26 protein-coding genes are annotated in these 25,967 nt (G+C 52.8%); 18 read left to right on the top strand and 8 right to left on the bottom strand.

Features of this window, described 5'->3' with window-relative positions:
- The first annotated feature begins 138 nt into the window (after window positions 1-138).
- The 3 genes from LNA76_RS03530 (at window position 139) to LNA76_RS03540 (ending at window position 2,911) form a co-directional block, all read left to right on the top strand.
- A complete protein-coding gene (locus tag LNA76_RS03530) occupies window positions 139-1,791 on the top strand; it encodes an acyl-CoA synthetase (protein WP_094198364.1) in 1,653 nt (550 codons plus the stop codon).
- Between the two features lie 74 nt (window positions 1,792-1,865).
- Window positions 1,866-2,351 (top strand): YajQ family cyclic di-GMP-binding protein, encoded by a 486-nt coding sequence (locus tag LNA76_RS03535; RefSeq protein WP_108727566.1) that lies wholly within the window; start codon window positions 1,866-1,868, stop codon window positions 2,349-2,351.
- A 47-nt stretch (window positions 2,352-2,398) separates the two neighbouring features.
- Window positions 2,399-2,911: a GNAT family N-acetyltransferase gene (locus LNA76_RS03540; protein ID WP_395013779.1), complete on the top strand. Its 513-nt coding sequence runs from the start codon at window positions 2,399-2,401 to the stop codon at window positions 2,909-2,911.
- Window positions 2,912-3,076: 165 nt separating this feature from the next.
- On the opposite strand, the gene LNA76_RS03545 is transcribed toward LNA76_RS03540, so the two are convergent.
- A complete protein-coding gene (locus LNA76_RS03545; protein ID WP_230017946.1) occupies window positions 3,077-3,835 on the bottom strand; it encodes a sulfite exporter TauE/SafE family protein in 759 nt (252 codons plus the stop codon).
- Window positions 3,832-4,833, bottom strand: a complete 1,002-nt coding sequence (pta, locus tag LNA76_RS03550; protein ID WP_230017948.1) for a phosphate acetyltransferase — start codon at window positions 4,831-4,833, stop codon at window positions 3,832-3,834. Before pta ends, LNA76_RS03545 begins: the two co-directional genes overlap by 4 nt.
- 138 nt (window positions 4,834-4,971) lie before the next feature.
- On the opposite strand from pta, the gene LNA76_RS03555 reads away from it, so the two are divergent.
- Entirely contained in the window at window positions 4,972-5,781 is an 810-nt protein-coding gene (locus tag LNA76_RS03555; RefSeq protein WP_094196913.1) for an IclR family transcriptional regulator, read from the top strand.
- Here LNA76_RS03555 and LNA76_RS03560 read toward each other — a convergent pair.
- Both LNA76_RS03560 and LNA76_RS03565 read right to left on the bottom strand, forming a co-directional pair.
- Window positions 5,750-7,483: a cobaltochelatase CobT-related protein gene (locus LNA76_RS03560; protein WP_230017950.1), complete on the bottom strand. Its 1,734-nt coding sequence runs from the start codon at window positions 7,481-7,483 to the stop codon at window positions 5,750-5,752. The genes LNA76_RS03555 and LNA76_RS03560 overlap by 32 nt on opposite strands.
- 14 nt (window positions 7,484-7,497) lie before the next feature.
- A complete protein-coding gene (locus LNA76_RS03565) occupies window positions 7,498-8,463 on the bottom strand; it encodes an AAA family ATPase (RefSeq protein WP_094196911.1) in 966 nt (321 codons plus the stop codon).
- Window positions 8,464-8,671: 208 nt separating this feature from the next.
- Between LNA76_RS03565 and xsc the strand changes: the two genes are divergently transcribed.
- From xsc to LNA76_RS03605, 8 genes are all read left to right on the top strand, one after another.
- Window positions 8,672-10,486 (top strand): sulfoacetaldehyde acetyltransferase, encoded by a 1,815-nt coding sequence (gene xsc, locus LNA76_RS03570; protein ID WP_442778976.1) that lies wholly within the window; start codon window positions 8,672-8,674, stop codon window positions 10,484-10,486.
- A 76-nt stretch (window positions 10,487-10,562) separates the two neighbouring features.
- Window positions 10,563-11,369, top strand: a complete 807-nt coding sequence (locus LNA76_RS03575; protein ID WP_094196909.1) for a thiazole synthase — start codon at window positions 10,563-10,565, stop codon at window positions 11,367-11,369.
- A 28-nt stretch (window positions 11,370-11,397) separates the two neighbouring features.
- Window positions 11,398-11,787: a nuclear transport factor 2 family protein gene (locus LNA76_RS03580; RefSeq protein ID WP_108727562.1), complete on the top strand. Its 390-nt coding sequence runs from the start codon at window positions 11,398-11,400 to the stop codon at window positions 11,785-11,787.
- Between the two features lies 1 nt (window position 11,788).
- Window positions 11,789-13,237 carry an NAD(P)/FAD-dependent oxidoreductase gene (locus LNA76_RS03585; protein WP_094196907.1) on the top strand — a complete coding sequence of 483 codons (1,449 nt, stop codon included), beginning with the start codon at window positions 11,789-11,791 and terminating at the stop codon, window positions 13,235-13,237.
- 94 nt (window positions 13,238-13,331) lie between these two features.
- Complete coding sequence (locus tag LNA76_RS03590; RefSeq protein WP_094196906.1) at window positions 13,332-14,324, top strand: TRAP transporter substrate-binding protein; 993 nt, start codon at window positions 13,332-13,334, stop codon at window positions 14,322-14,324.
- A 116-nt stretch (window positions 14,325-14,440) separates the two neighbouring features.
- A complete protein-coding gene (locus tag LNA76_RS03595) occupies window positions 14,441-15,007 on the top strand; it encodes a TRAP transporter small permease (protein ID WP_094196905.1) in 567 nt (188 codons plus the stop codon).
- Window positions 15,008-15,010: 3 nt separating this feature from the next.
- Window positions 15,011-16,351 (top strand): TRAP transporter large permease, encoded by a 1,341-nt coding sequence (locus LNA76_RS03600; protein ID WP_108727561.1) that lies wholly within the window; start codon window positions 15,011-15,013, stop codon window positions 16,349-16,351.
- Window position 16,352: 1 nt separating this feature from the next.
- Window positions 16,353-17,258, top strand: a complete 906-nt coding sequence (locus LNA76_RS03605) for a cache domain-containing protein (RefSeq protein WP_230017954.1) — start codon at window positions 16,353-16,355, stop codon at window positions 17,256-17,258.
- 68 nt (window positions 17,259-17,326) lie between these two features.
- Here LNA76_RS03605 and LNA76_RS03610 read toward each other — a convergent pair whose 3' ends face one another.
- Window positions 17,327-18,088, bottom strand: coding sequence for an ABC transporter permease (locus LNA76_RS03610; protein WP_094196902.1), 762 nt, complete (start codon window positions 18,086-18,088; stop codon window positions 17,327-17,329).
- Window positions 18,085-19,029 (bottom strand): ABC transporter ATP-binding protein, encoded by a 945-nt coding sequence (locus tag LNA76_RS03615; protein WP_230017956.1) that lies wholly within the window; start codon window positions 19,027-19,029, stop codon window positions 18,085-18,087. The genes LNA76_RS03610 and LNA76_RS03615 overlap by 4 nt, the downstream gene beginning before the upstream one ends.
- 61 nt (window positions 19,030-19,090) lie before the next feature.
- Here LNA76_RS03615 and tadA point away from each other — a divergent pair, with 61 nt between their 5' ends.
- The 6 genes from tadA to LNA76_RS03645 all read left to right on the top strand — a co-directional run bounded on the left by tadA (window position 19,091) and on the right by LNA76_RS03645 (window position 23,937).
- Window positions 19,091-19,639: a tRNA adenosine(34) deaminase TadA gene (gene tadA / locus LNA76_RS03620; protein WP_166727010.1), complete on the top strand. Its 549-nt coding sequence runs from the start codon at window positions 19,091-19,093 to the stop codon at window positions 19,637-19,639.
- Between the two features lie 39 nt (window positions 19,640-19,678).
- Window positions 19,679-20,641 (top strand): LD-carboxypeptidase, encoded by a 963-nt coding sequence (locus LNA76_RS03625; RefSeq protein ID WP_230017957.1) that lies wholly within the window; start codon window positions 19,679-19,681, stop codon window positions 20,639-20,641.
- A 63-nt stretch (window positions 20,642-20,704) separates the two neighbouring features.
- Entirely contained in the window at window positions 20,705-22,303 is a 1,599-nt protein-coding gene (locus LNA76_RS03630) for an ABC-F family ATPase (RefSeq protein ID WP_094196899.1), read from the top strand.
- 8 nt (window positions 22,304-22,311) lie between these two features.
- Window positions 22,312-22,908: an IMPACT family protein gene (locus LNA76_RS03635; RefSeq protein WP_094196898.1), complete on the top strand. Its 597-nt coding sequence runs from the start codon at window positions 22,312-22,314 to the stop codon at window positions 22,906-22,908.
- Window positions 22,909-23,118: 210 nt separating this feature from the next.
- Window positions 23,119-23,649 carry a peroxiredoxin family protein gene (locus LNA76_RS03640; RefSeq protein WP_125276746.1) on the top strand — a complete coding sequence of 177 codons (531 nt, stop codon included), beginning with the start codon at window positions 23,119-23,121 and terminating at the stop codon, window positions 23,647-23,649.
- Between the two features lie 24 nt (window positions 23,650-23,673).
- A complete protein-coding gene (locus tag LNA76_RS03645; RefSeq protein WP_094196896.1) occupies window positions 23,674-23,937 on the top strand; it encodes a DUF2024 family protein in 264 nt (87 codons plus the stop codon).
- A gap of 64 nt (window positions 23,938-24,001) precedes the next feature.
- Here LNA76_RS03645 and trxA read toward each other — a convergent pair whose 3' ends face one another.
- On the bottom strand, window positions 24,002-24,382 hold the full coding sequence (trxA, locus tag LNA76_RS03650) for a thioredoxin (RefSeq protein ID WP_094196895.1): 381 nt from the start codon (window positions 24,380-24,382) through the stop codon (window positions 24,002-24,004).
- A 120-nt stretch (window positions 24,383-24,502) separates the two neighbouring features.
- Entirely contained in the window at window positions 24,503-25,795 is a 1,293-nt protein-coding gene (locus LNA76_RS03655; protein WP_094196894.1) for an NCS2 family permease, read from the bottom strand.
- Window positions 25,796-25,967 lie beyond the last annotated feature (172 nt).

The raw sequence follows: 25,967 nt of genomic DNA on the forward strand, positions 1-25,967 counted from the left end.
TAGATAGCGTGTCATTATGCGCCTCTATAGCTGAAAAGGCGACCTTGCCCAAAGCGCTGTAGCCAGCTAATGTATGAGCGCAATTATCAGACGGACCGCCGTGGATTTCGGTTAGCCCGCCCTTTTTTTGGAGACTTTGTGGTGAGTATTTACGATCAGGATTTGCCCCAGACAGACGCCAATTATCGTGTTTTGTCCCCGCTGGATTTCATCGAGCGCAGTGCTTTTGTCTACCCTGACTACCCGGCTCTGGTTTACGGGCCCGCCCAAAACGGCATCAAGATGAACTGGTCGCAGCTTTATGCTCGCACCCGTCAGCTAGGTAGTGCCTTGTCCAAGGCAGGGATAGGCAAGGGCGACACCGTGGCTGTGATGTTGCCCAATACTCCGCCCATGGTTCAGGCTCACTTTGGCGTGCCGATGTGTGGCGCCGTGTTAAACACCTTGAATACCCGTCTGGATGCCAGCACCATCGCTTATATGCTCGATCACGGCGAAGCGCGCGCGGTTCTGGTGGATAGCGAATTTGCCGCCGTCATGAAAGAAGCCCTGAGCCTGCGCGAAAGCAAAGAGCCCATTCTGGTTATTGACGTCGTGGACACTTATTTTGACACTGGCGCAGAGCGCATCGGCTCGCAAACCTATGAAGAGTTTGTTGACGGAGGTGACCCGGATTACGAATGGCAATTGCCCGCCAACGAGTGGGATGCAATTGCCCTGAACTACACCAGCGGTACTACCGGCAAGCCCAAAGGCGTGGTCTATCACCACCGTGGCGCGTATCTGGGGGCCTTGTCCAACGTCTTGGAATGGGACATGCCCAAGCATGCGGTCTATCTGTGGACCCTGCCCATGTTCCATTGCAATGGTTGGACTTTCCCCTGGGTGATCGCGGCTCGTGCTGGTGTGAACGTCTGTTTGCGCAAGGTGGAAGCCCAGGCCATGGTGGACAATATGGTCGATTATGGCGTTACCCACTACTGTGGCGCGCCCATTGTGCATTCCTTGCTGGTCAATTCCGACGAAGCCTTGAAGTCCCGCCTGCCCAAGGGTGTGTCGGCCATGGTGGCAGGCGCTGCACCTCCAGCCACCATGATCGAAGGCATGGAGCGTATGGGTTTTGTACTGACCCACGTTTATGGCCTGACTGAAACCTATGGTCCGGCCTCGGTCTGTGCACAACATGCTCCCTGGAATGAACTGGGCATTCAGGAACGTGCGCAGCGCAATGCCCGCCAAGGCGTGCGCTATCACCTGCAAGGGGCAGTGCAGGTTCTGGATCCACAGACCATGCAGCCTGTACCTGCAGATGGTCAGACCATGGGCGAGATCATGTTCCGTGGCAACATCACCATGAAGGGCTACCTGAAAAATCCCGAAGCCACTCAGGAGTCCTTGGGAGCAGGCTGGTTTCATACTGGCGATCTGGCAGTGTGCGAACCCGACGGCTATGTGCGCATCAAGGATCGCAGCAAGGACATCATCATTTCCGGGGGCGAGAATATTTCCTCCATCGAGATTGAAGACGTCATGTATCGGCATCCGGCCGTGCAGGCGGCCGCTGTCGTCGCTCAGCCTGATGAACGGTGGGGCGAAGCGCCTCATGTCTACGTGGAACTGCGTCCCGGTGCGGAAGTCACCGTGGAAGAACTGCGCGCGCATTGCCGTCAGTACTTGGCTGGCTTTAAAATACCGCGACATTTCAGCTTTATAGAGTTGCCCAAAACGGCAACAGGTAAAATACAGAAATTCGCGCTGCGTCAGCAGGCCAAGCAAGCCGCTTCGGACTAAGACCAGCGTTTTCTAAAAAGCACACAGGTCGCTTTATGCGGCCTGTCTGCACTTAAGGAACAGGACGGTTAGGAATGCCATCTTTTGACGTTGTATCCGAGGTCAATACCCACGAATTGCGTAACGCAGTCGAACAAGCCAGCCGCGAGTTGGCTACCCGTTTTGACTTCAAAGGTACGGATGCCAAATTTGAACTTGAAGACGAGAACACCATTTTGCAGTCGGCTCCCAGCGTGTTTCAACTGGAGCAAATGATGCAGATTTTGCGTGGTCGTATTGCAGCCCGTGGTATTGATGTGCGTTGCCTGGATACGGAAAAAGTGCTGGAAAACGTGGCCGGTGCCCGTCAGAAAGTGAAAGTGCGCCAGGGGCTGGATCAGCCTACGTCCAAGAAGCTGATTGCCGCCATCAAGAACGCCAAGCTGAAAGTGGATACGCAGATTCAAGGTGAGAAACTGCGTGTGACTGGCAAAAAACGGGACGACTTGCAGGCTGCCATCGCGTTGCTTAAACAGACCGAGGTGGAATTGCCTTTGCAGTACGATAACTTCCGCGATTAATAAAGTGAAATGGCACGGTGGTGGTAGTGGGCCGCTGTGTAGTAGGTATGACTTTACAGATTGAATTAATGCGTTTGCACGATCTGGACCAGGTGCTGGAGGTTCAGGCTGATGTGTATGACGCGGATATTCTGGAAGACCGCAGCTTTTATCAGAACCGCCTGGAACTGGCGCCGGAGAGCTGCTGGGTGGCACGCGATGCCGACGATCAATTGCAAGGGTATCTGGTGTCCTATCCCTGGGCGGGGCTGTTGCCGCCGTCCCTGGGGGATGCCTTGAAAAGCTTGCCTGCGCCTGCAGACCAATGGTTTATTCACGATTGCGCCGTGATGCGCCGAGCACAAGGCCGTGGTGTGGCCGGGGCCTTGTTGCAGGCCGGTCGTCGCTACGCCTGGCAGCGTGGTCTGCGTCGTTGCAGCCTCGTGTCTTTAGGACCGGCAGTAGGGTATTGGCAGCGTCTTGGCTATAAGCCCATTGAAGGTGTTCCTGCTCCCGTGCTGGAAGCAAAGTTGCGTCAGTATGGCGATCAGGCCAGTTTCATGGACTGTCTGATTGTCTAAAAAATGGCCGGAATATTCCGGCCATTTTTTATTTCAGGGCGCTGTGACACGAGCGTGTGGTGTATTGATTCTGTTTAATGAGATTGCACGTTTTTTTATCAGGACGGCAGCCAGAAAATGGGAAAATCCACGAATGATTGCCCCCCCGATCACACAGAAAGATGTTTATAGCAATCTGCTGAGACTGCGTACTATCAAGCTGGCACCAATCAATATCAAGGTAGCAAAGGTGATGTGGCGTACTGCGTTCACGCTGATAGGGGGCGGAAAGCGTTGTGTGAGGAGGGTGACCAAGGCCACGCAAGGGACGGCTAATAAGGTGGTGGTCAGTGTAGCTTTCGGAAAGCCGATAGTAATGAGCTCGTACAGACTGCGGGAAAAGGCAGTACATGCAAAAATCAGCAGCAGCATATTGCGAGTGACGGTCAAGCTGATGGGTTGCCTGTACAAGTGAAAAATAATGGGTGGCCCAGGAATACCAAATAAGCCCCCACATAGCCCAGAAATAAAGCCTACGGAGAAGAAAGATCGTAGGCGGGATATCTTCTTCTGTTGGCGGGGGCGTAAGGCAAAGGTGATGCCGCCATAGCTAATCACGCAGCCCAGCAGGAGCTCCAAAATACTGGTGGCCTGGGTATTTAGGAAATTTAATAGCACGACACCCAGTATGCTGGCGGGGATGACACCCAATAGGGTGGTATTTGCCAAACGCCAGTCTATATGGTGCAGGTGTCGAGGTAAGGCGACACCGCTATTGACCAGGCTTACCAGGCTGACTACTGAGGCAATAAATGGCATGTCCGTCAGCCCTGCAGCACTGTTGATCCCTATAACAATCATCGCCAGACCAAAACCTGTGACGGTTTGAAAATAGGTGCCGATAGCAATAATGAGCAGTAAAAGCAGTGTGGAGGTCCAGCTCATGATGTGGACAGCGCTTGCAAACAGGTGATAGCGATGACAGCGTAAATATCGTCACTGCTGCAGCCTCGGGAAAGGTCGTTGGCAGGTTTTCGTAAACCTTGTAGCAGGGGGCCAATAGCGGTCAGTTGGCCCAGACGTTCAGCGGTCTTGTAAGCGATGTTGCCTGCCTCAAGGTTGGGGAAAATTAATACGTTCGCCAGTCCCTTCACATGTGAATCAGGTAGTTTGCGCGCCGCAATAGCAGGTACTAAAGCGGCATCCAACTGTATGTCTTCATCAATGGCTAAATCAGGGCAACGTTGCTTAACCAACTGTGCGGCCTTGATAACCTTATCGACGGCGGGGTGGTTCGCGCTTCCGGCAGTAGAGAAAGACAGCATGGCGACACGCGGTTCCGTCTGCAGCAAGGCTCGGGAAGACTGAGCAGCCGCTTGGGCAATACAAGCCAGTTGTTCGGCAGTAGGGTCAACCACTAAACCGCAGTCACTAAAAATCATTCCTCCTTGAAAGGGGTGGTGGGCTTGGCACATCAGCATCAAGAAAAAGCTGGACACGAGCTCTGTCCCAGGTGCTTTCCCGATTAACTGCAAGGCACAACGAACCACATCGGCAGTGCTATATACCGCCCCAGCAACAGACCCACCGGCAACACCGCTATGCACCAGCATGTTGGCAAAACATAAGGGGTCTTGTATTTGAGTCGCGGCATCTTCGGCGCTCATGCCTTTGGGAGCCCGCAGGGCTAACAACTGTGTCTCCAGGCAGGCCCGCAAGGTGGAGTCACGAGGATCTTCGATGCGCAGGCCCTTCAGTGAAATCGCATGTTGTTGAGCGCAAGTCTCAATAGCGACGCGAGACCCTACGACAATAATCTGGGCGACGCCGTCGGTTTGGGCGCGTTGCGCGGCGCTTAACACTCTAGGGTCATCGGCCTCGCACAATACGATGGTGGCAGGTTGACGACGTGCCGCCTCAATGATGTTGTCCAGTAAGCGCACTCTACACCTCTTCTTGATTATTGAGATTAATTGTTCTGTTTAATGAGATATATAGCAGATTTTTTGGGTTTGCAACAAGATTCAAGTATTTTTTGCTATACAATGGCCTGTAAAGAGTCTAAAAAATGAGTCCTGTATATGACTGAAAAACAAGCAAAAGTACGTGAGTCAAAAGTAAAGAACGCTGGCGATACACCCACTATGCGTTTGTTCAGCATCTTGGAACTCATTGCCAGTCAGGATCGTATGTTTGCTCTGCAGGATGTGGTCGATGCGATTGAGCTGCCCAAACCAACCGTGCATCGTATGTTGCAGCAACTGGAAGGGGCCGGTATGTTGGCCCGCGATACGGATGGCAGGCATTACTGTGTGGGCGGACGTTTACGTCGCCTGGCTGAAGATTTACTGCTCAACGACACGAAATACGGTGCCAGGCGGGCGGTGCTGCGCAATTTGGGTAACGAGCTAGGTGAAAGCTGTAACTTGACGGCACTGTCTGGTGGTGAGGTGCTCTATCTGGACAGGGTTGAAACCGAGGCGCCTTTGCGCTTTTATTTACGCCCCGGATCACGAGTGCCTATTCATTGCTCTGCCAGCGGTAAAGTGCTGTTGGCACAAATGAGTCCTGCACAACGTCGTCGTTTGTTGGCCGAGATTTCCTTGGAAAGCTATACCAAAAACACCATCACCACCTTGGATGAGCTGGAAAAAGAGTTGGCGCTGGTTAAGGAATGTGGCTATGCCTTCGACAACGAAGAGTTTTTGCCTGGTTTGTTTTGTGTGGCGGTATTGGTGCCTCGCGCTGATGGCGGGCGCTCCAATATGGCGGTTGCCATGCAAGCACCTGTGATGCGCATGACACCCGATAAGGCGCTGTTGTGTTTGCCCGCATTAAAACGGGCGGCTACCGCTTTGGCTAAGATTGAGACCCAGGGCCACAGCGAGTAGGGCGTAGGCTACGCACAAAGTCATCCAGAAAGTGGTTATCCAGGCCGTGCTCAAAATCTGCAATCAGCGTATTCGTATAGAGCCGACTTAGATCCAGACCTATGCCTATACCCCACACCTCTATGCATTGTTGGCTTGCCTGTGCCAACACCTGTAGCAGGTGATTTTCCAAATAATGTTCGTGATTGCCGAGCTTGGTCGCACTGTCCATCGGACAGCCATCCGATAGCACATAGAGAATCCTGCGTTCGCTTTGTTGTGACAGCAATCGTCGGCATGCCCATTGCACGGCTTCGCCATCAATGCCTTCACGGTAATAGTCCAGTTTCATCAGTGCGGTGATGGCTCGGTTTGCTCGTTTCCAAGGTGTGTGTGCCGACTTGAAAATACGATGGCTGACTTCATTTAATCGGCCCGGATTGGCAGGGCGTTGCCGTGCCATCCAGCGCTTAAACGGCTTGCCGCCATTCCATGCATGCGTCGAGAAACCCAGCACCTCTGTTTGGGCACCGGCTTGTTCCAAAGCGCGGCTAAGCATGTCCACCATTAGCGTTACCGTCTCGGCATGGTGTTTCATTGAACCTGAGCAATCTACCAGGAAGCTGATACTGCATGGTGTATGGGCGGCCAGCATCGCTTGTCTGAACAGACGACGCTCGTTGGGGTTGCTCACCAGTTGACTTAGCCGTGCACCATCAATGTACCCATCTTCTTGATCATTCTCCCAGCGCGGATTGCTATATACCGTCAAGGCACGCCGGAGGCGTTGTACCAGCAGGTTCAGGTGCACGTGCTGGTGGGCAATACGCTGATTAATCTGCTCCCTATAGGCGTTGAGTAACTCGGGACGTATGAGTTTGGCCAGCTGCTCTTCTTTGTCATATTGCTCGTCGTACACCTGATACTGTTCTTGCGTATGCTGAGACGGCGGCTCGGTATTGCTGATAGTGTGTGCAATTGACGCCACTCCGTCCCCATCAAAATCCAGCAGTAACGAAAAATCATCCCACTCGGGTTCATTTTCCGGATCGTTTGCACAGGCAGGCTGTGCTTGGCGCATCGCTTCCACTTCTTGCTGCACCAGTGCAGCTACCTGTAGTGCGTAGGTGGCGTATGTGGTCTGGTCATTACGGTGCTTGCGTAATTGATACAGCAACGGGCCCAGCTCCGGCGTTAAGCCAGCACGGGTGCTTTCAATGAAATCCTCGGTTTCTGCATAGACGGGCAGTGCATTCAAACGGCTCCAACACATCTGTGCCACGGTATAGAGCCAAATGCCTAACTCACTTTCCGTGTGGCGGGCGTGGTAGTAACCTGCCGACCAAAAATAGAAACGTTGCTGCAAATTATGGCGCATGCCGGGCATAGAGCTTGGGGCTAAAGATTCGGTGCGCAGCGCCTCCAGCCAATCAAAAATTAATCGGGATACGGCGGTCGAGGGCATCAGTTGCTGATGCAGGCTGCTGCGGGTATGCAGTAAACGCAAGGCGAGGCTATCGCTCACGCCCCGCATGCTTTGTAGGGTTTCTATTTTATGTAAATGCAGGTGAGGAGCCAAAGCGACCAAGGGACGATTGGCTTTGAAAAAAAGTTGCTGTCGTATGTGTACGTGTGCATCGTCGGCCAAGGTGCGTGTCACCATGGCGCTTAGTTCACGTATGCGGCGTTGCTCACGCAGATCAGGCTTGGCTGGGGTGCTCATGCGGTGTTCCTGGGTCAGGCGGTTGCGTCGCTGGGTACCAGCTCTTCGTTAAAGCAGCGTTGATACAGCTCCTTTACCAGGTTTTGTTCACTTTCATCGCATTTGTTGAAGAAAGAGACGACAAAAGCACGGCGCTTGTCGTGAAAGAGGGTGCAGTTCTCCGCCCAGGTAATTACGGTGCGCGGTGACATTAGCGTGGATAAATCGCCCACAGAGAATGCTTGTCGGGTCAGGTTGGCTAGCGCCACCATGGCTTGTATATCGTGCTTGCCCTGCTCGGTGTTTTTACTGGGCACGCGTCCCAGAACAATGGCTTCTTCTTGGGCGGCAGGCAGATAATTCAGGGTGCTGACAATGTTCCAACGATCCAGTTGGGCATGGTTCAGGCTATGAGTACCTCTATATAAGCCAGTCTGATCGCCTAGGCCCAAGGTGTTGGTCGTGGCAAAAATACGGAAGTAGGGGTGAGGGTGCAAAACACGGTTTTGATCCAGCAGGGTAAAGCGGCCATCTTGTTCCAGTATCTGTTGAATCACGAACATTACATCGGGTCTGCCTGCATCGTACTCGTCCAGTATCAAGGCCATCGGGCGTTGCATTGCCCAAGGAATAACCCCCTCCTGAAAGCGTGTGACTTGCAGCCCGTCTTGAATGGTAATGGTGTCTTTACCTACTAAATCTAAGCGGCTGATATGACCGTCCAGGTTCACGCGTATACACGGCCAATTCAGTCTGGCGGCCACTTGTTCTATGTGTGTGGATTTCCCTGTGCCGTGTCTGCCTTGTATGAGGACGCGTCGGTTGTGAGCGAAGCCGGCAAGCAATGACAAGGTGACCTCAGGATCAAAACGGTACGCCTTATCAAGAGCAGGGACGTACTCTGAGCGTTCACTGAAAGCCGGTACATGCAATGCGCTTTTTATACCAAATTCCGTATTTACTGAAACGGTATGTTCGGGTATCTCTGTTTTTTGCGACATCTTTACTCCTTTAGCTCAGACTTAGGGTTTCCATCTATTTATACACAATTTATGGTACTAAATATATCGAATATCGAGATTATCAGCTATTTTCTGATTGACAGCCTATTTTTTTCTCGATAAGGTGATCAAAAGATCTCGAATAATAAGATTTTTGATAGATATGGTGTGCCAGACACTGACTTTGTATATCAATGGAGACTAGGTGATGAGCCAGGTAGCAGATAACCGTAAACCGGTAAGCGGATTAACAAAAATGACCCCGTCAGAGGCGTTTGTAGAGACCATGGTGTCCTACGGCGTGAAGGATATGTTTGGGATTATGGGGTCCGCTTTTATGGACGCCATGGATATTTTTGCTCCAGCAGGGATCCGTTTGATTCCTGTTGTGCATGAGCAGGGGGCGGCGCACATGGCTGATGGTTATGCCCGCGTATCCGGTAAACATGGTGTGGTGATCGGCCAGAACGGCCCTGGTATTAGTAATTGCGTGACCGGCATTGCGGCCGCTTACTGGGCGCATAGCCCTGTGGTGATTGTGACGCCAGAAGCAGGTACCAATACGATGGGTCTGGGTGGCTTCCAGGAATGTAATCAGCTGCCCATGTTCCAGGAGTTCACCAAGTATCAAGGGCATGTCACCAATCCTGCTCGTATGGCCGAATACACAAGCTTGTGTTTCGAGCGTGCGATGACAGAAATGGGGCCAACTCAATTGAATATTCCACGTGACTACTTCTACGGCGAAGTGACATGTGAGATCCCTACACCCCGCAAACTGGATCGTGGTCACGGCGGTGAGAAAGCACTGGAAGAGGCCCTGGAGTTGCTGTCCAAGGCTAAATTCCCAGTCATTATTTCTGGCGGCGGTGTGGTCATGAGCGATGCTGTCGAGGAATGCAAAGCCTTGGCCGAGCGCTTGGGAGCACCCGTTGTAAATAGCTATCAGCACAATGATTCGTTCCCTGCCAGCCATCCACTGTGGTGCGGTCCTTTGGGTTATCAAGGTTCGAAAGCAGGTATGAAGCTGATCTCGCAAGCTGATGTGGTGATTGCCCTGGGCACGCGATTGGGACCATTCGGCACCTTGCCTCAGTACGGCATTGATTACTGGCCCACAAACGCCAAGATCATCCAGATCGATGCCGACCACAAAATGCTGGGTTTGGTGAAAAAAATCTCCGTTGGTATTTGCGGTGATGCTAAGGCTGTAGCCAAAGAATTGCTGGCTCGTGTGAATGCACAGGAGCTTGCAAGCGATGCAACGAAAGACGAACGTGCAGCGACCATTGCTGCAGAGAAAGCAACATGGGAAGCGGAGCTGGATTCGTGGACACATGAAACCGACCCATACAGCTTGGACATGATTGCTGAAAACGCCAAAGAGAAAACCTTTACTGGCGGAGAGTACCTGCACCCGCGTCAAGTATTGCGTGAGCTGGAAAAAGCCATGCCTGACGACGTGATGGTGTCTACCGATATTGGGAACATCAACTCTGTGGCTCATAGTTACCTGCGCTTTGAAAAACCACGCAGCTTTTTTGCACCGATGAGCTTTGGTAATTGTGGTTACGCTTTGCCAACCATTATTGGTGCCAAAACAGCTGCGCCCGAGCGTCCCGCCGTGTCGTATGCCGGTGATGGCGCATGGGGCATGAGCATGATGGAAATCATGACAGCAGTGCGTCATGAAATTCCAGTGACGGCGGTGGTTTTCCATAACCGACAGTGGGGTGCCGAGAAGAAGAATCAGGTGGAGTTCTACAACCGCCGCTTTGTCGCCGGTGAACTGGACAATGCCTCGTTTGCAGACATTGCCAAAGCCATGGGGGCGGAGGGTATAGTCGTGGACCGTTTGGAGGATGTGGGTCCTGCATTCAAACGCGCGATTGACATGCAGATGAAGGAGGGGAAAACCTGCGTGTTGGAAATCATGTGTACCCGGGAACTGGGCGATCCGTTCCGTCGTGATGCACTGAAGCGTCCTGTGCGTTTGCTGGAAAAATATAAAGACTACGTCTAATTTTTTCAGATTGAGTGGTGCCTGGAGGGGTTGCTTTGCCCCTCCTGTTGAGGTCAACAAAAGAACAGGCTGTTTTATGGAAGATGCACTCGTTATAGCAGGCCGCTCATATCAATCCAGACTGCTGGTAGGCACTGGCAAATACAAGGACTTTGTTGAAACCCGTGAAGCTGTAGAGCAGAGCGGGGCCGAGATTGTCACGGTTGCCATCCGCCGTACCAATATCGGTCAGGAGGCGGGTGAGCCCAGTTTGCTGGACTACGTTTCTCCGCAGGACTACACCTATTTACCTAACACGGCAGGTTGCTTCAGTGCCGACGATGCAGTACGCACACTGCGCCTGGCGCGTGAGCTGCTCGATGGCCACTCCTTGGCAAAACTGGAAATTTTTGGGAGTGAGAAAAACTTGTATCCCAATATGCCTGAAACCTTGAAGGCCGCGCAAACGCTGGTTAAAGACGGTTTTGATGTGATGGTGTATTGCTCTGACGACCCGATACAAGCTCGTATGCTGGAAGACATGGGGTGTGTAGCCATCATGCCACTGGCCTCCATTATCGGCTCGGGCATGGGTATCTTGAACCCATGGAATATACGTCTGATCCTGGACCAAATAAATGTACCTGTGCTGTTGGATGCCGGGGTGGGAACGGCTTCAGATGCCACCATCGCCATGGAACTGGGGTGTGATGCGGTGCTGATGAACTCTGCCATTTCCTACGCACAAGATCCCATTCGTATGGCACGAGCCATGCGCAGGGCCGTGCAGGCGGGACGCGATGCGTTTTTAGCCGGACGCATGCCCAAGAAACATTATCTGGCCGAAGCCTCATCGCCTACGACAGGGCTCATACATAGCAATGCACGGCCGGTAGTGCAATAACGACGATAACTGGAAGGAGCACAAGAAAATGAATCAAAAATTAGAACTATTGAAAGCGTACACCCAAGCTTGGAATGATCATGACCTTGACGCCATCATGAGCATGATGACCAACGATTGTGTGTTCTACGCGATCGCGGGTAATGAGGTTGTAGGCACGACTCATCAGGGCCATGAGAAAGTACGCGTGGCCTTTGAGTCTGCCTGGAAGAACTTCCCGGATGCTGCATGGTTAGATGGTGACTTCTACATGTTGGATGCTAACCATGCCGTGTCTACGTCTCGCTTTAAAGGCACAGACTTGAATGGCGGCAAACATGAAGCACTGATGGTGGATTTGTTCACTTTTGAGGGTGACAAAATTGCCATTAAAAATGCCTTCCGCAAGAATCGCCCCCCAGTGACCAGCGGGGAATAATATGCTCCAGGAAACGTCAAAACAGACTGCGGCTGAGACGTTAGGGCAAGCGACACCCGCTAGACGTGCTTATGATCCAGCTTATGATCCACTCGCGACACATAGCAACCCTGGAGAAGGTACGGAATATGCGCCTACGTATTGGATAGGCACGGCGGGAGAACCTCCCGAAGATGATGGCCCCATTACCCACGATATCGAAGTGGATGTGGCCATCATCGGTTCCGGTTTCACCGGTTTGACCACAGCCATTTTTCTGGCACAAGAACACGGCATCAAAGCAACAGTGCTGGAAGCTAACCGCAGCGCCTGGGGTTGCAGTACCCGTAACGGGGGGCAGGCGCAGTGTGCGTCAGGTCGCCTAAAACGTTCGCAATGGATTCAGCGTTGGGGGTTGGATACTGCTCTCAAAATGCACCGTGAGTGCGTAGAGGGCATGGAAAACTTTAAAGAGCTGATCAAAGACATAGACTGTGATCCGCAACCGGGTGGCCATTTGTATATTGCTCACCGCGAACGGCTCATGCCCGTACTGGAAAAAGAAGCGGCGCTGCTACGAGACACCTTTCAGTACGACGCCCGTATTCTTGGTGCAGATACGGTACGTAATGAGTGGGTGAATGACCGTGAGGCTCATGGGGCGATGCATGAACCTGAAGGTATTGGGATACACGCTGGCAAATTGGCTTTTGGGTATTTAAAAAAGGCGCGTGCTTTGGGCGCTACCGTCCACCCCTCCAGCCCCGTGCAGAGTTGGAAAACGCGTAATGGCTACCACTACTTGCAAACACCGGGTGGTGTTGTGAAAGCCAAAGCCGTTGGCGTGGCTACCGGTGGCTATACCTCGAATGGTTTGCATGCAGAGCTCAAAAATCGCTTGTTGCCGATTTTGTCCAACTCTCTGGTGACCCGTCCCCTGACGCCCGCTGAGATTGAAGCCTGCCATTTCTATACGCATCAAGTACTGACTGATACCCGAGTGCTACGTAATTACTACCGCCTGCTGCCCGACAATCGTTTGCAGATAGGCAGCCGCAGTGCGATTACGGGTAAAGATGCCCCACAACGCAAGTACCAAGATCTGTTGGTAGGAGCAATGGAGCGCAAGTTTCCAGAGCTAAAAGGCATTGAAATTGCGTATTCCTGGTGGGGCTGGGTGGATGTCAGTCACGATATGATGCCGCGCATTGTACAGCCTGACCCACAACACACTATTTATTACGCGATGGGGTATGGCGGTAATGGCGTGATGTACTCATCCCAGGCAGGTCGACGCATGGCGCAATGGATTGCAGGTAAAGGCCAGGAGCTGGATCTGCCCATTTTCCAAGATAGATTGCCATTTCCGAATGTCAGGGAAATGGTGGAGTCAGAGTTTTTTGCTCCGTTCAGACGATTTGGCCAGCGTTTCTTGTATCGCTGGTATCACTTGAAAGATGAGGCGCTGTAAGGACTGAAATCCCCAGGCATTGGAAAAAGGAGTCTGGTGCCTGGTTTTGCTGTAGTGACACATACACCTCTGGAAAAAGAGGGAGGAGACTTGGATGACACTCAAAAAATGGCTCACAGGTTCTGTCTGGGTAGCAAGTTTGTTGTTGGCAACGACAGCAAGTGCTGCCACCTTCAAGGTGGCGATTGGTGATGCAGCAGGCGGAACTCAATATGAACTGGGCAAAGTATTTGCCGAGCAGTTAAAAGAAAAAAGTGGTGGTAGTGTGACCGCAGATTTGTTCCCAAACAGTCAGTTGGGCGATGAACAAGATACGATTAATGACGCCGCGATGGGCCTGCTGGATTTCTCGATTCTAGCGATCAACAACATCACTCCGTTCTCTCCCAGTGTGGCTGTGCTCACAATGCCTTACGTAATCCAAAGTCTGGAAGACGCAAGAACCTTGACGCAAGGTGATGTTGGCAAAGAACTTACCGAAAAGACGATTCGTGATGCGGGTGTGCGTATTGTCGGTTGGTCGTATTCCGGCTTTAGGGTCCTGACTAATTCCAAACGTCCTGTACGCAGCCTGGATGACCTGAAAGGCTTGATCATTCGTGTACCCAAAAATGAGCTGATGATCGCTTTCTATAATGCCTTGGGTGTAAACCCGACACCGATGGCGTGGAATGAAACCTTCACCGCATTGCAGCAAGGTGTGGTCGACGGTCAGGACAATCCTTACATCACTATTTCTGCCATGAAGTTTGATGAAGTGCAGAAGTACATTACTCCGATTCGTTACCTGTTCTCGTTAGAACCATTGGTAATGAGCGAGCAAGTATTCCAGGCGCAAACTCCTGAGGTCCAGGCGTGGATTCTGGAAGCAGGGCAAGCTGCTACTGAGTACAGCTACGAATATATCCAGGTCACGGAAGACAACATCAAGCAAGAGTTGCAAGCAGCGGGTATGGAAATCGTAGAGCTTGCCAACAACGAGCAGGACTGGATTGACGCAGCCACCACCAAAGTGTGGCCTGCATTTTACGACTCGATTGGCGGTAAAGAGCGCTTGGATGCTGTTTTGGCCACGCTGAATCGTTAAACCCTATTTCTCATCAAATCGTGAATTGCTGCAGATACCTGCCGTAGGCTGGTATCTGTCTTGATGCTGCCCGATATACGCCCCAATCAGGTGAAAGCGGGATGTTGGAGACAGGTATGACGATCAAAAGAGTAGCGCTACACATAGTCGACCACATAGAAGAATACATTTGTGCTTTCTTGCTTGGCGCCTTTGTGCTTCTGTTATTTGTACAGATTATTTTGCGGCAGTTTTTTGCGTACAGTATTCCGTGGGGTGAAGAGGTGGCAACCTATATGTTTGTATGGTTTGCCTATCTAGGGGCTGTCGTAGCCGCCAAAATGTCAGCACACAATCGGGTGACGTTTCAGTTCAGGTTCTTTCCGCCCATTGTAAAAAAAGTGACAGAGTCTATTGCTGATTTGCTTTGGGTGGCCTTTAACTTGTATTTCACCTGGCTGAGTTACGAGTTTGTGTTTAATCGCATGAATTTGTTTTGGAGGTCGCAGACAACTGGTATTCCCATGAAGTATTTCTTCATGGTGTTGCCAGTTGCCTTTTTACTGATGTCTCTACGTATTTTGTGGAATAACTATTTGATCTGGTTTAAGCATGTAGAGCTGGTAGACCCTGAAAGTCAAGAATTAGAAGCAATCAAGCGCCAAGGGGCTGAAGCCCGCGATAGCGTGGTGGAAGGAGCCTAATCCATGGAGCAGTCTATTGTCGGGTTATTGTTTGGCGGGTTTTTTGTATTGTTGCTGCTAGGCGCGCCTATTACGGTGTCGCTGGCCGGCGCCGCCATGTTTTCATTTTTGGCCCTGGGGAAAAACCCCATCTCTTTTGTTCAAATAGCCTTTACCTCAGTTGGAAGCTTTCCTTTGATGGCATTGCCTGCCTTTATTTTGGCAGGTGCGTTGATGGAAGCAGGCGGGATCTCGCGACGTTTAGTTGATATTGCAGAAACAATGGCGGGGCCAGTTACAGGTGGCTTGGGTATGGCAACCGTTCTGGCTTGCCTGTTCTTTGGAGCTATTTCGGGTTCTGGCCCTGCCACCACTGCGGCTGTCGGGATGTTGATGATTCCGGCAATGACGCAGCGTAACTACGACTTGAGCTATGCCTCAGCATTAACGGCATCATCAGGCGGTTTGGGAATTATTATTCCACCCTCTATTCCTATGGTGATTTTTGGTATCTCGGCCTTGGGATTGCGGCCACCCGCAGAAGCTATCGCTTTGCATGGTCAATTTTCTACGGTTTCCATTTCCAAATTATTTATTGCCGGCGTGGTTCCAGGGATAATCATGGCATCTAGCATACTTGTAATGAACTACGCCATTTCACGTAAGTCCGGATATAAAGGTATTGGTTCGGGGTGGTGTTTTTCGGATTTGAAAAAATCCGTGCGCCGTGGCATATGGTCTATTTTCGCGCCGGTCTTTATCTTGGGCGGAATTTATGCGGGCTTCTTTACCCCTACAGAATCAGCCGTCGTGGCTATTGTCTATACCTTGTTCGTAGGTGTTTGCATTCATCGGGAAATGAGCTGGATAAAATTATTCAATTCTTTGCGAACCACGACCTGGATTACGGGTCGCGTTTTGTTGATTTTATTTGCAGCAACCGTATTTGGCCGCTTGCTGGTCGAACAGCGTATTCCTGCCTTGATTGCTGAGTCCTTGATCGGCTGGACAGACAATATGTATTTGATCTGGACCATCCTGATTGTCTTCTTGCTGTTCGTGGGCATGTTCATGGAAACACTGGCTGCCATCATGATTTTGGTGCCCGTGTTACTGCCTGTGACGTATATGTTGGGGGTAGATCCTACGCACGTTGGGATTGTGGTGATTTGTACCTTGTCTGTGGGTTTTATTACACCGCCATTAGGAGAAAACCTGTTTGTGGCATCGGGCATAGGGGGAGCGACCGTAGAACAAGTCGTAGTCAAAGCATTGCCATTTATTCTGGTGTTGGTAGTGGCTGTCTTCATCATCGCTTTCACCCCTGGTCTATCACTATGGTTACCTGGATTAATGGGGTATTGAGATGAGTATTGTGAATAACTTTCTGGCTGCGGTAGTGGTCGGGGCGTCGCTAACGTACGCGAGTGGCGTACAGGCTGGCGCGCCCGGTGTGGCGCAGGCAACAGGCTTGCTGCCTACCACGATTGGAGCGCAACAACAGCGAGCGCATCAATTATTGGACAAGGCGATAGCGCACATACGCCAGAACGGCCCCCAAGCGGTGAATGATTTCACACACGATCCGGCCTTTATTGACCGTGATTTATACGTATATAGCGTGAGTCTTGCGGGCCAGATGTTGTCTAGCGGTGGCTGGTCGGCGGGCTTGATAGGGCAGAACGTATTGAGTGAAACGGACGATGCCGGACAGCCTTTTTTTAGCCAGATGTTAGCGTTGGCGAAACAAAACCAGTCCGGGAGTATTGAGTACTACTGGTTTAATCCTAATGAAGGCAAGCATGAAGTCAAAATTACGTATTTTGAGGTCGTGGATGGGATTGTGATTGCCGTCGGGTTTTTCCCTGGCTACCCAACCGAGGAACAGGCCAAGCAAATGCTGGAGCGGGCGATGAGCGAATACTTTGCTGATCCTGTAGCCGCGCTACGTAAATTCCGTAATAAACAGGGCGAGTTCAGACGCCAGGATCAATATGTGTTTGTACTGGACAAAGCGCAGCGCAAGGTGGTGCTGAATCCTGTATTCGCGGAGAATAACGATGTCTCGGTGGATGATATTACCGATGTGCAAGGCCAGCATTTTCTACGGGAAATGTTGGAGCATGCCTCACCTAACACGATCCAATCTATTGATTACTGGTGGCTAAGCTCCGAAACACGCCAAGTGGAGCACAGACGGGCGTTTTATCAACAGATGGGGGAGATGGTGATTGCTGTGGGCACTACTGTGTTTCCTGACTCCCCCCCTTGAGAAAGGACTTTGTTCCAACCTTGCCGGCCTTTTCAGGCCGGTTTTTTTATGTGTGATCGCGAGAGAGGTCAAGGCCGTAACCGGTATCCCGTCTTGAAAATCCAGGCAGCCACGCCCAGAAACACGCTTAAAAACAGCAGTGTCATCCCCAGGCTCAGCCACACATTCACATCGGCCAGATCAAAAAAGCTCCAGCGAAAGCCGCTGATCAGGTACAGCACTGGATTCAGCAAGGTCAGCTTTTGCCAGAATTCGGGCAGCATGTCGATAGAGTAGAAAGTGCCGCCCAGAAAGGTAAGGGGGGTCAGAATCAGCATGGGCACAAACTGTAGTTTTTCAAAATTGTCGGCCCAGATGCCAATAATGAAACCCAGCAGGCTGAAGGTCAGGGCGGTCAGTGCCAGAAAGCACAGCATCCAGACGGGGTGGGCAATCTCGTAAGGGACAAACAAGCGCGCCGTAATCAGGATGATGGCCGCCAGAAACAACGACTTGGTGGCTGCTGCACCGACAAAGGCCAGGGTCACTTCAAAGTGGGAAATGGGCGCTGACAGAATCTCGTAGATATTGCGGGTAAAGCGTGGAAAGTAAATCCCGAAGGCGGCGTTGGAGACGCTATGCGTCAGCACTGACAGCATGGTCAGCCCAGGCACAATAAATGCGCCGTAGGGCACACCGCCAATTTCATTGAAGCGATGGCCGATGGCAGCGCCGAACACCACAAAATACAAGGCGGTAGAAATCACGGGTGCCACAATGCTTTGCAGCAGTGTGCGGCGGGTGCGCGACATTTCGTAGCGGTAAATAGCCAGAATGGCGTACCAATTCATGATTGTGCCCCTACAAACTCAACGTAAATATCTTCCAGACTGCGTTCACGGGTATGGATGTCGGTAATGTTCAGCCCTGCTTGGCCGATAGCCGCCAGCAAGCTGCTCAAATCGTGTTCCTGGTCGCGGTTGTTCAAGGGGTAGAGCAGACTCATGCCGTCCGCGGAGGTCTGTATGCCCAATGAACCCAGCGAGGCGGGTAGGGCGCTGAGCGGCTCAGCCAAAGTCAAACTTAGGGTTTTGCCGCCCAGGCGGCGCATCAGATTATGTTTGGTCTCGACCAGTTGCAGTGAGCCTTTATTGATAAAGCCAATGCGGTCCGCCATTTCCTGGGCTTCTTCGATGTAGTGGGTGGTCAAAATAATGGTGACCCCTTGATCGCGCAATCGCTTGACCAAGGCCCACATGCCTTGGCGCAAGGCCACGTCCACACCGGCGGTCGGTTCATCGAGAAACAGGATTTCAGGTTCGTGAGAAAGCGCTTTGGCAATCAGTACGCGGCGCTTCATGCCGCCCGAGAGCGTAATCAAGGGGCTGTCTTTTTTATCCCACAAGGACAAGTCTTTCAGAATCTGTTCAATCAGGGCCGGATTGGCGGCTTTGCCAAACAGGCCACGACTGAAACTGACGGTATTCCAGACGGTCTCGAAGGAGTCGGCGCTCAGCTCTTGTGGCACTAAGCCAATTTTCTGGCGGGCGCGCTTGTAGTCGGTGACATTGTCTGCCCCATCTACCAGGACGGTGCCGCTGCTGCGATTGACCAGCCCGCAGATAATGCTGATCAAGGTGGTTTTGCCTGCGCCGTTGGCACCGAGCAAGGCAAAGATTTCGCCTCGCCAGATATCCAGGTCTAAAGCGTGCAGGGCTTGATGCCCGTTTGCGTATTGTTTGCTCAGGCCTCGAACACGCAAAATAGCGTGAGAATCAGGAGTGTTCTGCATAGACAGTAAAATGACCCTTTTGCTGTGCCGACAGGGTTTGAATAACGCAATGGATGTGACAATGCCAACTAGCTTACCACCGCAAACAGACAGTGACGTTTTGAGTGATGCTCAGGCGATGGCTTTAGCCCTGGAACAGGCTCAACTGGCAGCCAGCATCGGCGAAGTGCCGGTCGGTGCCGTACTATTGGATGCGGATGGCAGGCTGTTGTCTGTGGGCTCCAATCGCACGGTCTGTGATCACGATCCCACTCAGCATGCCGAGATCGTGGCCCTGCGTGCCGCAACGCGTAAGGTCGGTAATTACCGCCTGCCCGGAGCCAGTTTGTTTGTGACTCTGGAGCCTTGCATGATGTGTCTGGGAGCCTTGCTGCATGCGCGTCTGTCACGCGTGGTGTGGGCGGCAGCCGATCCGAAGACCGGGGTGTGTGGCAGCGTGGAGTCCTTGCACTTGCATCCCACTCTGAATCACCACACCCGTGTTTCGGGCGGTTTGATGTCCGAGGAGGCGGCCCAGGCCTTACGGGATTTTTTCCGCGAGCGACGGGAACAAAAGAAGTTGCAAAAACAGGCTCAAACAGTCCAATCGCCGCTGGATGGCACCCCGTAGTCTCGCTAAAATATCAGCACTTTATTATCAAGGTTCATCATGAGCAGCCCCGAGCACGACCACCATCACCATCACCACGAACATGGCCAATGCCATTGTGGGCAGCAGGACAGTTCGGGCATTTACCTGTTTTCGCCCTCTGGCCAGATCCTTGAACCCAAGCGTTTGGAGCTGGCAAGCCAGCGTCTGAATCAGTTGGGCTTTGCCGTGGACATAGACCCGGACGCCTTGGCGGTACACGAACGCTTTGCCGGTACGGACGCCCAGCGTCTGGCCGCTGTACAGCGGGCCTTGCAGCAGCCCCAGCCCATTGTGATGGCGACACGCGGCGGCTATGGTTTGAGCCGCATTCTGGGCCAGATCGACTGGCGCGCGGTGGCCGATAGCGGCAAGCGTTTTGTGGGCATGTCGGATTTCACGGCCTTCAATCTGGCCTTGCTGGCGCAAACAGGGGCCATCAGCTACACCGGCCCCACGGCGATTGCCGATTTCGGCGGCGATGAAACCGATGAGCTGACCACCGAGCTGTTTGGCGAGTTGATGCGTGGCGAGTTGGAGTTGTTCAGCTTTGAGTCCGAGGATTCGGATGCTGTCGATGGCCATGGCATTTTGTGGGGCGGCAATCTGGCCGTGGTCTGTTCTTTGCTGGGCACACCTTATTTTCCCAATATTGACGGTGGCATCTTGTTTCTGGAAGACGTGGGCGAAGCCCCGTATCGGGTCGAGCGCATGTTGACGCAACTTTGGCATGCTGGCGTTCTGAATCGCCAAATGGCGGTGGTGTTGGGCCGTTTCACGGCCTACAAAACGGGCGCTTCGGATAATGGTTTCGATATGGATTCGGTGGTGCGCTGGTTGCGTGAAACCGTCAAGGTTCCAGTCGTAACGGGCCTGCCGTATGGGCATGTGGAGGTCAAAGTCAGCCTGCCTGTAGGCAAGGAAGTGGGCCTGGCCACCGAGGATGGCATGGCTTATCTGGTCCTGGATGAGCACGAACACTAACGGATTTCGCGCCTGCTTGATACACTACTGGGTTGAACTCAACCTTTTTCAAAGTACGTTTACGTGATCTCCACCGCTAATTTAACGATCCAGTTTGGTGCCAAGCCTTTATTTGAAAACGTCAGTGTCAAACTGGGCGGAGGCAACCGCTATGGCCTGATTGGTGCCAACGGGTCGGGCAAGTCTACCTTCATGAAAATCATTGGCGGCGACCTGGAGCCAAGCGGGGGTAATGTATCGCTGGACCCGGGCGTGCGCCTGGGCAAGCTGCGTCAGGACCAGTTTGCTTACGAAGACAAACGTGTGCTGGATGTGGTGTTGATGGGCCACACCGAAATGTGGAGCACCATGCAAGAGCGTGATGCCATCTACGATAATCCAGAGGCCACGGAAGAAGACTACATGAAGGCCGCCGAGCTGGAGGCGCGTTTTGCCGAGTACGACGGCTACACCGCCGAGAGCCGTGCCGGTGAACTGCTGATGGGTCTGGAAATTCCGGTCGAACAGCACCAGTTGCCCATGAGCGAAATTGCTCCGGGCTGGAAGCTGCGTGTGCTGCTGGCACAGGCCCTGTTCTCCAATCCTGATGTCCTGCTGCTGGACGAGCCGACCAACAACCTGGATATCAATACCATTCGTTGGTTGGAAGATGTGCTCAACAGTTACCAGAGCACCATGATCATCATCAGTCACGATCGTCACTTCCTGAACCAGGTTTGCACCCACATGGCCGATTTGGACTACGGCGAGCTGCGTGTCTACCCCGGCAATTACGACGATTACATGCTGGCTTCCGTGCAGTCGCGCGAACGCGTGTTGGCGGCCAACTCCAAGGCCAAAGAGCGCATTGGCGAGCTGCAGGACTTTGTGCGCCGTTTTGCCGCCAACAAGTCCAAGTCCCGTCAGGCGACGTCGCGTCTGAAGCAGATTGGTCGCTTGAAAGCAGACACTATCGAAGTCAAACCTTCTTCGCGTCAGAATCCGTTTATTCGCTTTGAACAGAAAAAAGTCCTGCATCGTCTGGCCGTCACCATCGAGGGGCTGAGCAAATCCTACGATCATCCCGTTATCAAGAACTTCTCGGCCATGATTGATGCGGGCGAGAAAATTGCGATTGTGGGGGCGAACGGTGTGGGTAAGACGACCTTGCTGCGTTTGCTGGCTGGTGATCTGGCTCCCGACAGCGGTTCGGTCGTCTGGTCCGAAAACGCCGATATCGGCTACATGGCTCAGGACGTATCGGACGAATTCGACACCGAAGACAATGTGTTTGACTGGATCAGCCAGTTCCGTCAGGCGGGCGACGACGATCAGTCTCTGCGTTCTGTGCTGGGTCGCATGCTGTTCTCGGCCGATGACATCATCAAGCCTGTAAAGGTGTTGTCCGGTGGCGAGAAAAACCGCATGACCTTCTCGCGTCTGATGCTGGGCCGGCATAACGTCATGTTGCTGGACGAGCCCACCAACCACCTGGACATGGAGTCGATCGAGTCCTTGCAGATGGCCCTGGAAAAGTTCGAAGGCACCCTGATTTTCGTGTCCCATGACCGTGAGTTCGTATCCGGTGTGGCAACCCGCATTATCGAAGTGATGCCTGAAGGCCGTCTGGTTGATTACCGTGGTGGCTACGAAGACTACCTGGCCAGCCGCGAACAGGACTGAGGCTAGCGGTGGCCGTCTTTACCCTGCGTGAGCCCACCAGCTTTGAGCAGGACATCAAAAAAAGCCGTTTTCTGGCACTGGCTGCACCAGTAGACAGTGCCAGCCAGGCCTTGGCCTTCTTCCAGGCCAAGGCTGTGCCCGATGCTACGCATAACTGCTGGGCTTACAAGATCGGGGCTGAATACCGCTTTAACGACGACGGCGAGCCTGGCGGTACGGCCGGGCGCCCCATTTTGCAAGCCATAGAAGGGCAAGATTGCGACCGTGTCGCGGTGCTGGTCATTCGCTGGTTTGGGGGCGTCAAGCTGGGAACGGGCGGCCTGGTGCGTGCCTACGGCGGTGTGGCCGCTCAATGTTTGCGTCTTGCTGACAAGCAGGAACTGATTCCCATGGCCGCCTTGCGCTGCCGCTGCTCCTTCGCCGACTTGGCTTTGATTCAATCCCGTTTCGATAGTTTTGGCGTTCAGGTTCAGGACGAGCAATTCGACGCTGAAGGCGTGCAGTGGGTATTGAATCTGCCAGTCGAGCATAAGACGGAGTTCCAGCAGTCCTTTATCAATATGACGCGTGGCCAGGGCGAATGTGAGCCCCTGGAGCAAACGTAGGCTATCCTCCGTTCAGCAAGCCGGGTCGGAATGAGCTTGTTCTTGCCATCTGTATTGATAGGGCCTTTTTGGACGAAAAGGTATCTTTTCCAGACGATTGTCCCTTCGCGCTGTCCGGGCCGTGGCCATACTAAACACTTCTGATTCCTTCTAAGTCTGCATCCAGCCTGCGGGTATGATCGGGTTTAGTCAGCATTGTGGGTATATGTCATGTCCTACGAGATCCATGCCAGCCAGTGGCTCAATACGAGCGCGCCATTAAGCCTGTCATCCTTGCGTGGCCGCGTTGTGGTGGTCACTGCCTTTCAGATGCTTTGTCCGGGCTGTGTCATCAACAGCCTGCCGCAAGCCAAGAAACTCGATACCCTGTTCTCGCGCGATGATTTGCGCATTATTGGCCTGCATAGCGTGTTCGAGCATCATGCGGTGATGGGCCCGGCAGCCTTGCAAGTCTTCGCCCATGAGTATCGCTTGAATTTTCCTATTGCCATTGATCAGCCCTCAGACAGCGGCCCCTTGCCGCGCACCATGAAGGAGTGGGGGCTGGGCGGCACGCCATCCACCATTATTTTTGATCGTGATGGCAAGCTGGCTTTGAAGGAATTGGGCCATCTGGATGATTTGCGTCTGGGTGCGTTTGTCGGGCAGTTGATTGCTCGTCGCCCGGCCCAAGAAAACAAGAAAGAGGGGATGATGGAAAAGGAAGGCTCGTCCTCTTGCGGGCCTACGTGTACCTATTAGGTGTTTTGCTGAAAAGGGTTTGTCATGAAGATTGCCGTGTTTGATACCTACGTCGTGCGTCCTGACGGGCGGCGTATGCACTTTGATATTTTGGTCAGCGATGAGGCCAAGGATATGGACAAGGTCCTGAGTTATGGTCGGCGGTATCTCGAGGCCAAAGGGGTGAGTGTGGAAAGTTTCACCTCGCGAGAGTGTCGTTTTTGCCATACGGAAATGGCTTCCGCGCCGGTCGAGAATGAAATCAAACGTAGCGGTTTTGCGATTCTTGAATTGGAAAACTGCGAATAAAGCAGACTCAGGCATAAAAAAACGCCAGACAAGTTGTCTGGCGTTTTTTGTGGAACTGGGCCGATTAAGCCTGGTCAGGCTGCTGATTTTGCTGAGCAGCAATTTCAGCATGGACTTTTTCCATGTCGACAGCCTGGACTTGCTCGATCAGATCGTCCAGTTGGGCAGCGGATAGGGCACCGGCTTGCGAGAACAGCAGAACGCGTTCACGGAATACCATCAAGGTTGGAATGGAGCGGATACGCAGGCCAGCAGCCAGTTCTTGCTCTTCTTCGGTGTTGACCTTGGCAAAGGTCACGTCGGGGTGCTTGGCCGCTGCCGCGTCAAAGACAGGGGCGAATTGGCGGCATGGACCGCACCAGGGAGCCCAGAAGTCGATGATCAGGGGTTTGCCGTCTTCTACTGCTGCCTGGAATGTTTCTTCGTTCAGTTCGACGATGCTCATGGGGGAGCCTCCGCAATAAAAAAGCGGCTGATGGTGTTCAGCCGCTTCGTTAAACATGTGATCAGTGTACTCGTTTTCCAGACAGCCCTAAAGCGCCAAACGAGTTTAAAGCATGCTTTTTCATTCCGTAGCGATGGCGTATTTGATCACGAACAAGATGGCCACAATCAGCGTGGCCAGGTGAATACTGCGCCAGCGGCCGGTTGTCAGTTTCAGGATGACGTAGCTGATAAATCCAAAGGCCAGACCGTTGGCAATCGAGTAAGTGAAGGGCATGGAAAAGGCAGCCAGAGCAGCAGGGACAGCCTCAGTCATGTCCTCCCACTCCACTTCAGTAATTTCACGCATCATCAGGCACGCCACGTACAGCAAGGCGGGGGCGGTGGCGTAGTTGGGCACGGTAGCCGCCAGGGGCGAGAAGAACAGGGCCAGCAGAAACAGCACGCCGATAGTCAGGGCAGTCAGACCGGTACGGCCGCCGGCTTGCACGCCCGAGGCGCTTTCCACGTAGGCGGTGGTACTGCTGGTGCCTAACATCGAGCCAGCTACAATGGCGGTGCTGTCGGCTAAAAGGGCGCGACCCAAGCGATTGGGTTTGCCTTCCTCGATCAGACGGGCACGTTTGGCAACGCCGATCATGGTGCCAGTGGCGTCAAACACTTCAACCAGTACCAGAACCAGAATTACGTGGACAAAGCCGGTGTGCAGAGCACCCATGATGTCCAGTTGCATAAACGTGGGCATCAGAGAGGGCGGGGCGGAGACTACGCCACCGAACTCGCTATGACCGGTCAGCATAGATAAAACGGTCACGGCCAGAATGCCGATCAGAATCGCACCACGTATTTTCAGCGCATCCAGGGCGGCAATAATGAAGAAACCTAAAATGGCATACAGTGCGGCTGGTTGGGTCAGGTCACCCAATGTAATTTTGGTGTCGGGGTGAGCGACCACAATGCCCGAGTTCATCAAGGCAATCAGGCCCAGGAACATACCAATACCGGCGGCAATCGCGCTTTGCAAGGATTTGGGAATGCCCCGAATCAGCCAGGATCGGATGCCAGTCACCGTCAGGATCAGGAAGATTACGCCGGAAATAAAGACCGCGCCCAGTGCTTGTTGCCAGGTATAGCCCAGGGAGGCGACCACAGTGAAGGCAAAAAAAGCGTTCAGACCCATACCCGGCGCCATGCCGATAGGCCAGTTGGCCACAAAGGCCATGATGAAGGTGCCCAAAGCGGCGGCCAAGCAGGTAGCGACAAAAATAGCGTTGCGATCCATGCCTGTGGAGGACAGGATGTCTGGATTCACAAAAATAATATAGGACATGGTCAGGAAGGTGGTAATACCTGCCAGGACCTCGGTACGAACGTTGGTGCCATGCTCAGAGAGTTTGAAGAGACGTTCAAACATGGGCAGCCTCCTTGTGATTATTAGGCGATCGGAGCTTGAGATTATCGATGCGGGATTTTAACCACGAGTGTGCCACGGCGTCGCCCCCCTTTGTCGCGATGTATCGGCACAACCCCGACACTATCCGCTGATTGTCTTGAGGGGATAAATTCCTATTTTCCCCAATACAGCA

The organism is Alcaligenes sp. MMA, from assembly GCF_020907215.1.
Lineage (GTDB): Bacteria > Pseudomonadota > Gammaproteobacteria > Burkholderiales > Burkholderiaceae_B > Alcaligenes > Alcaligenes aquatilis.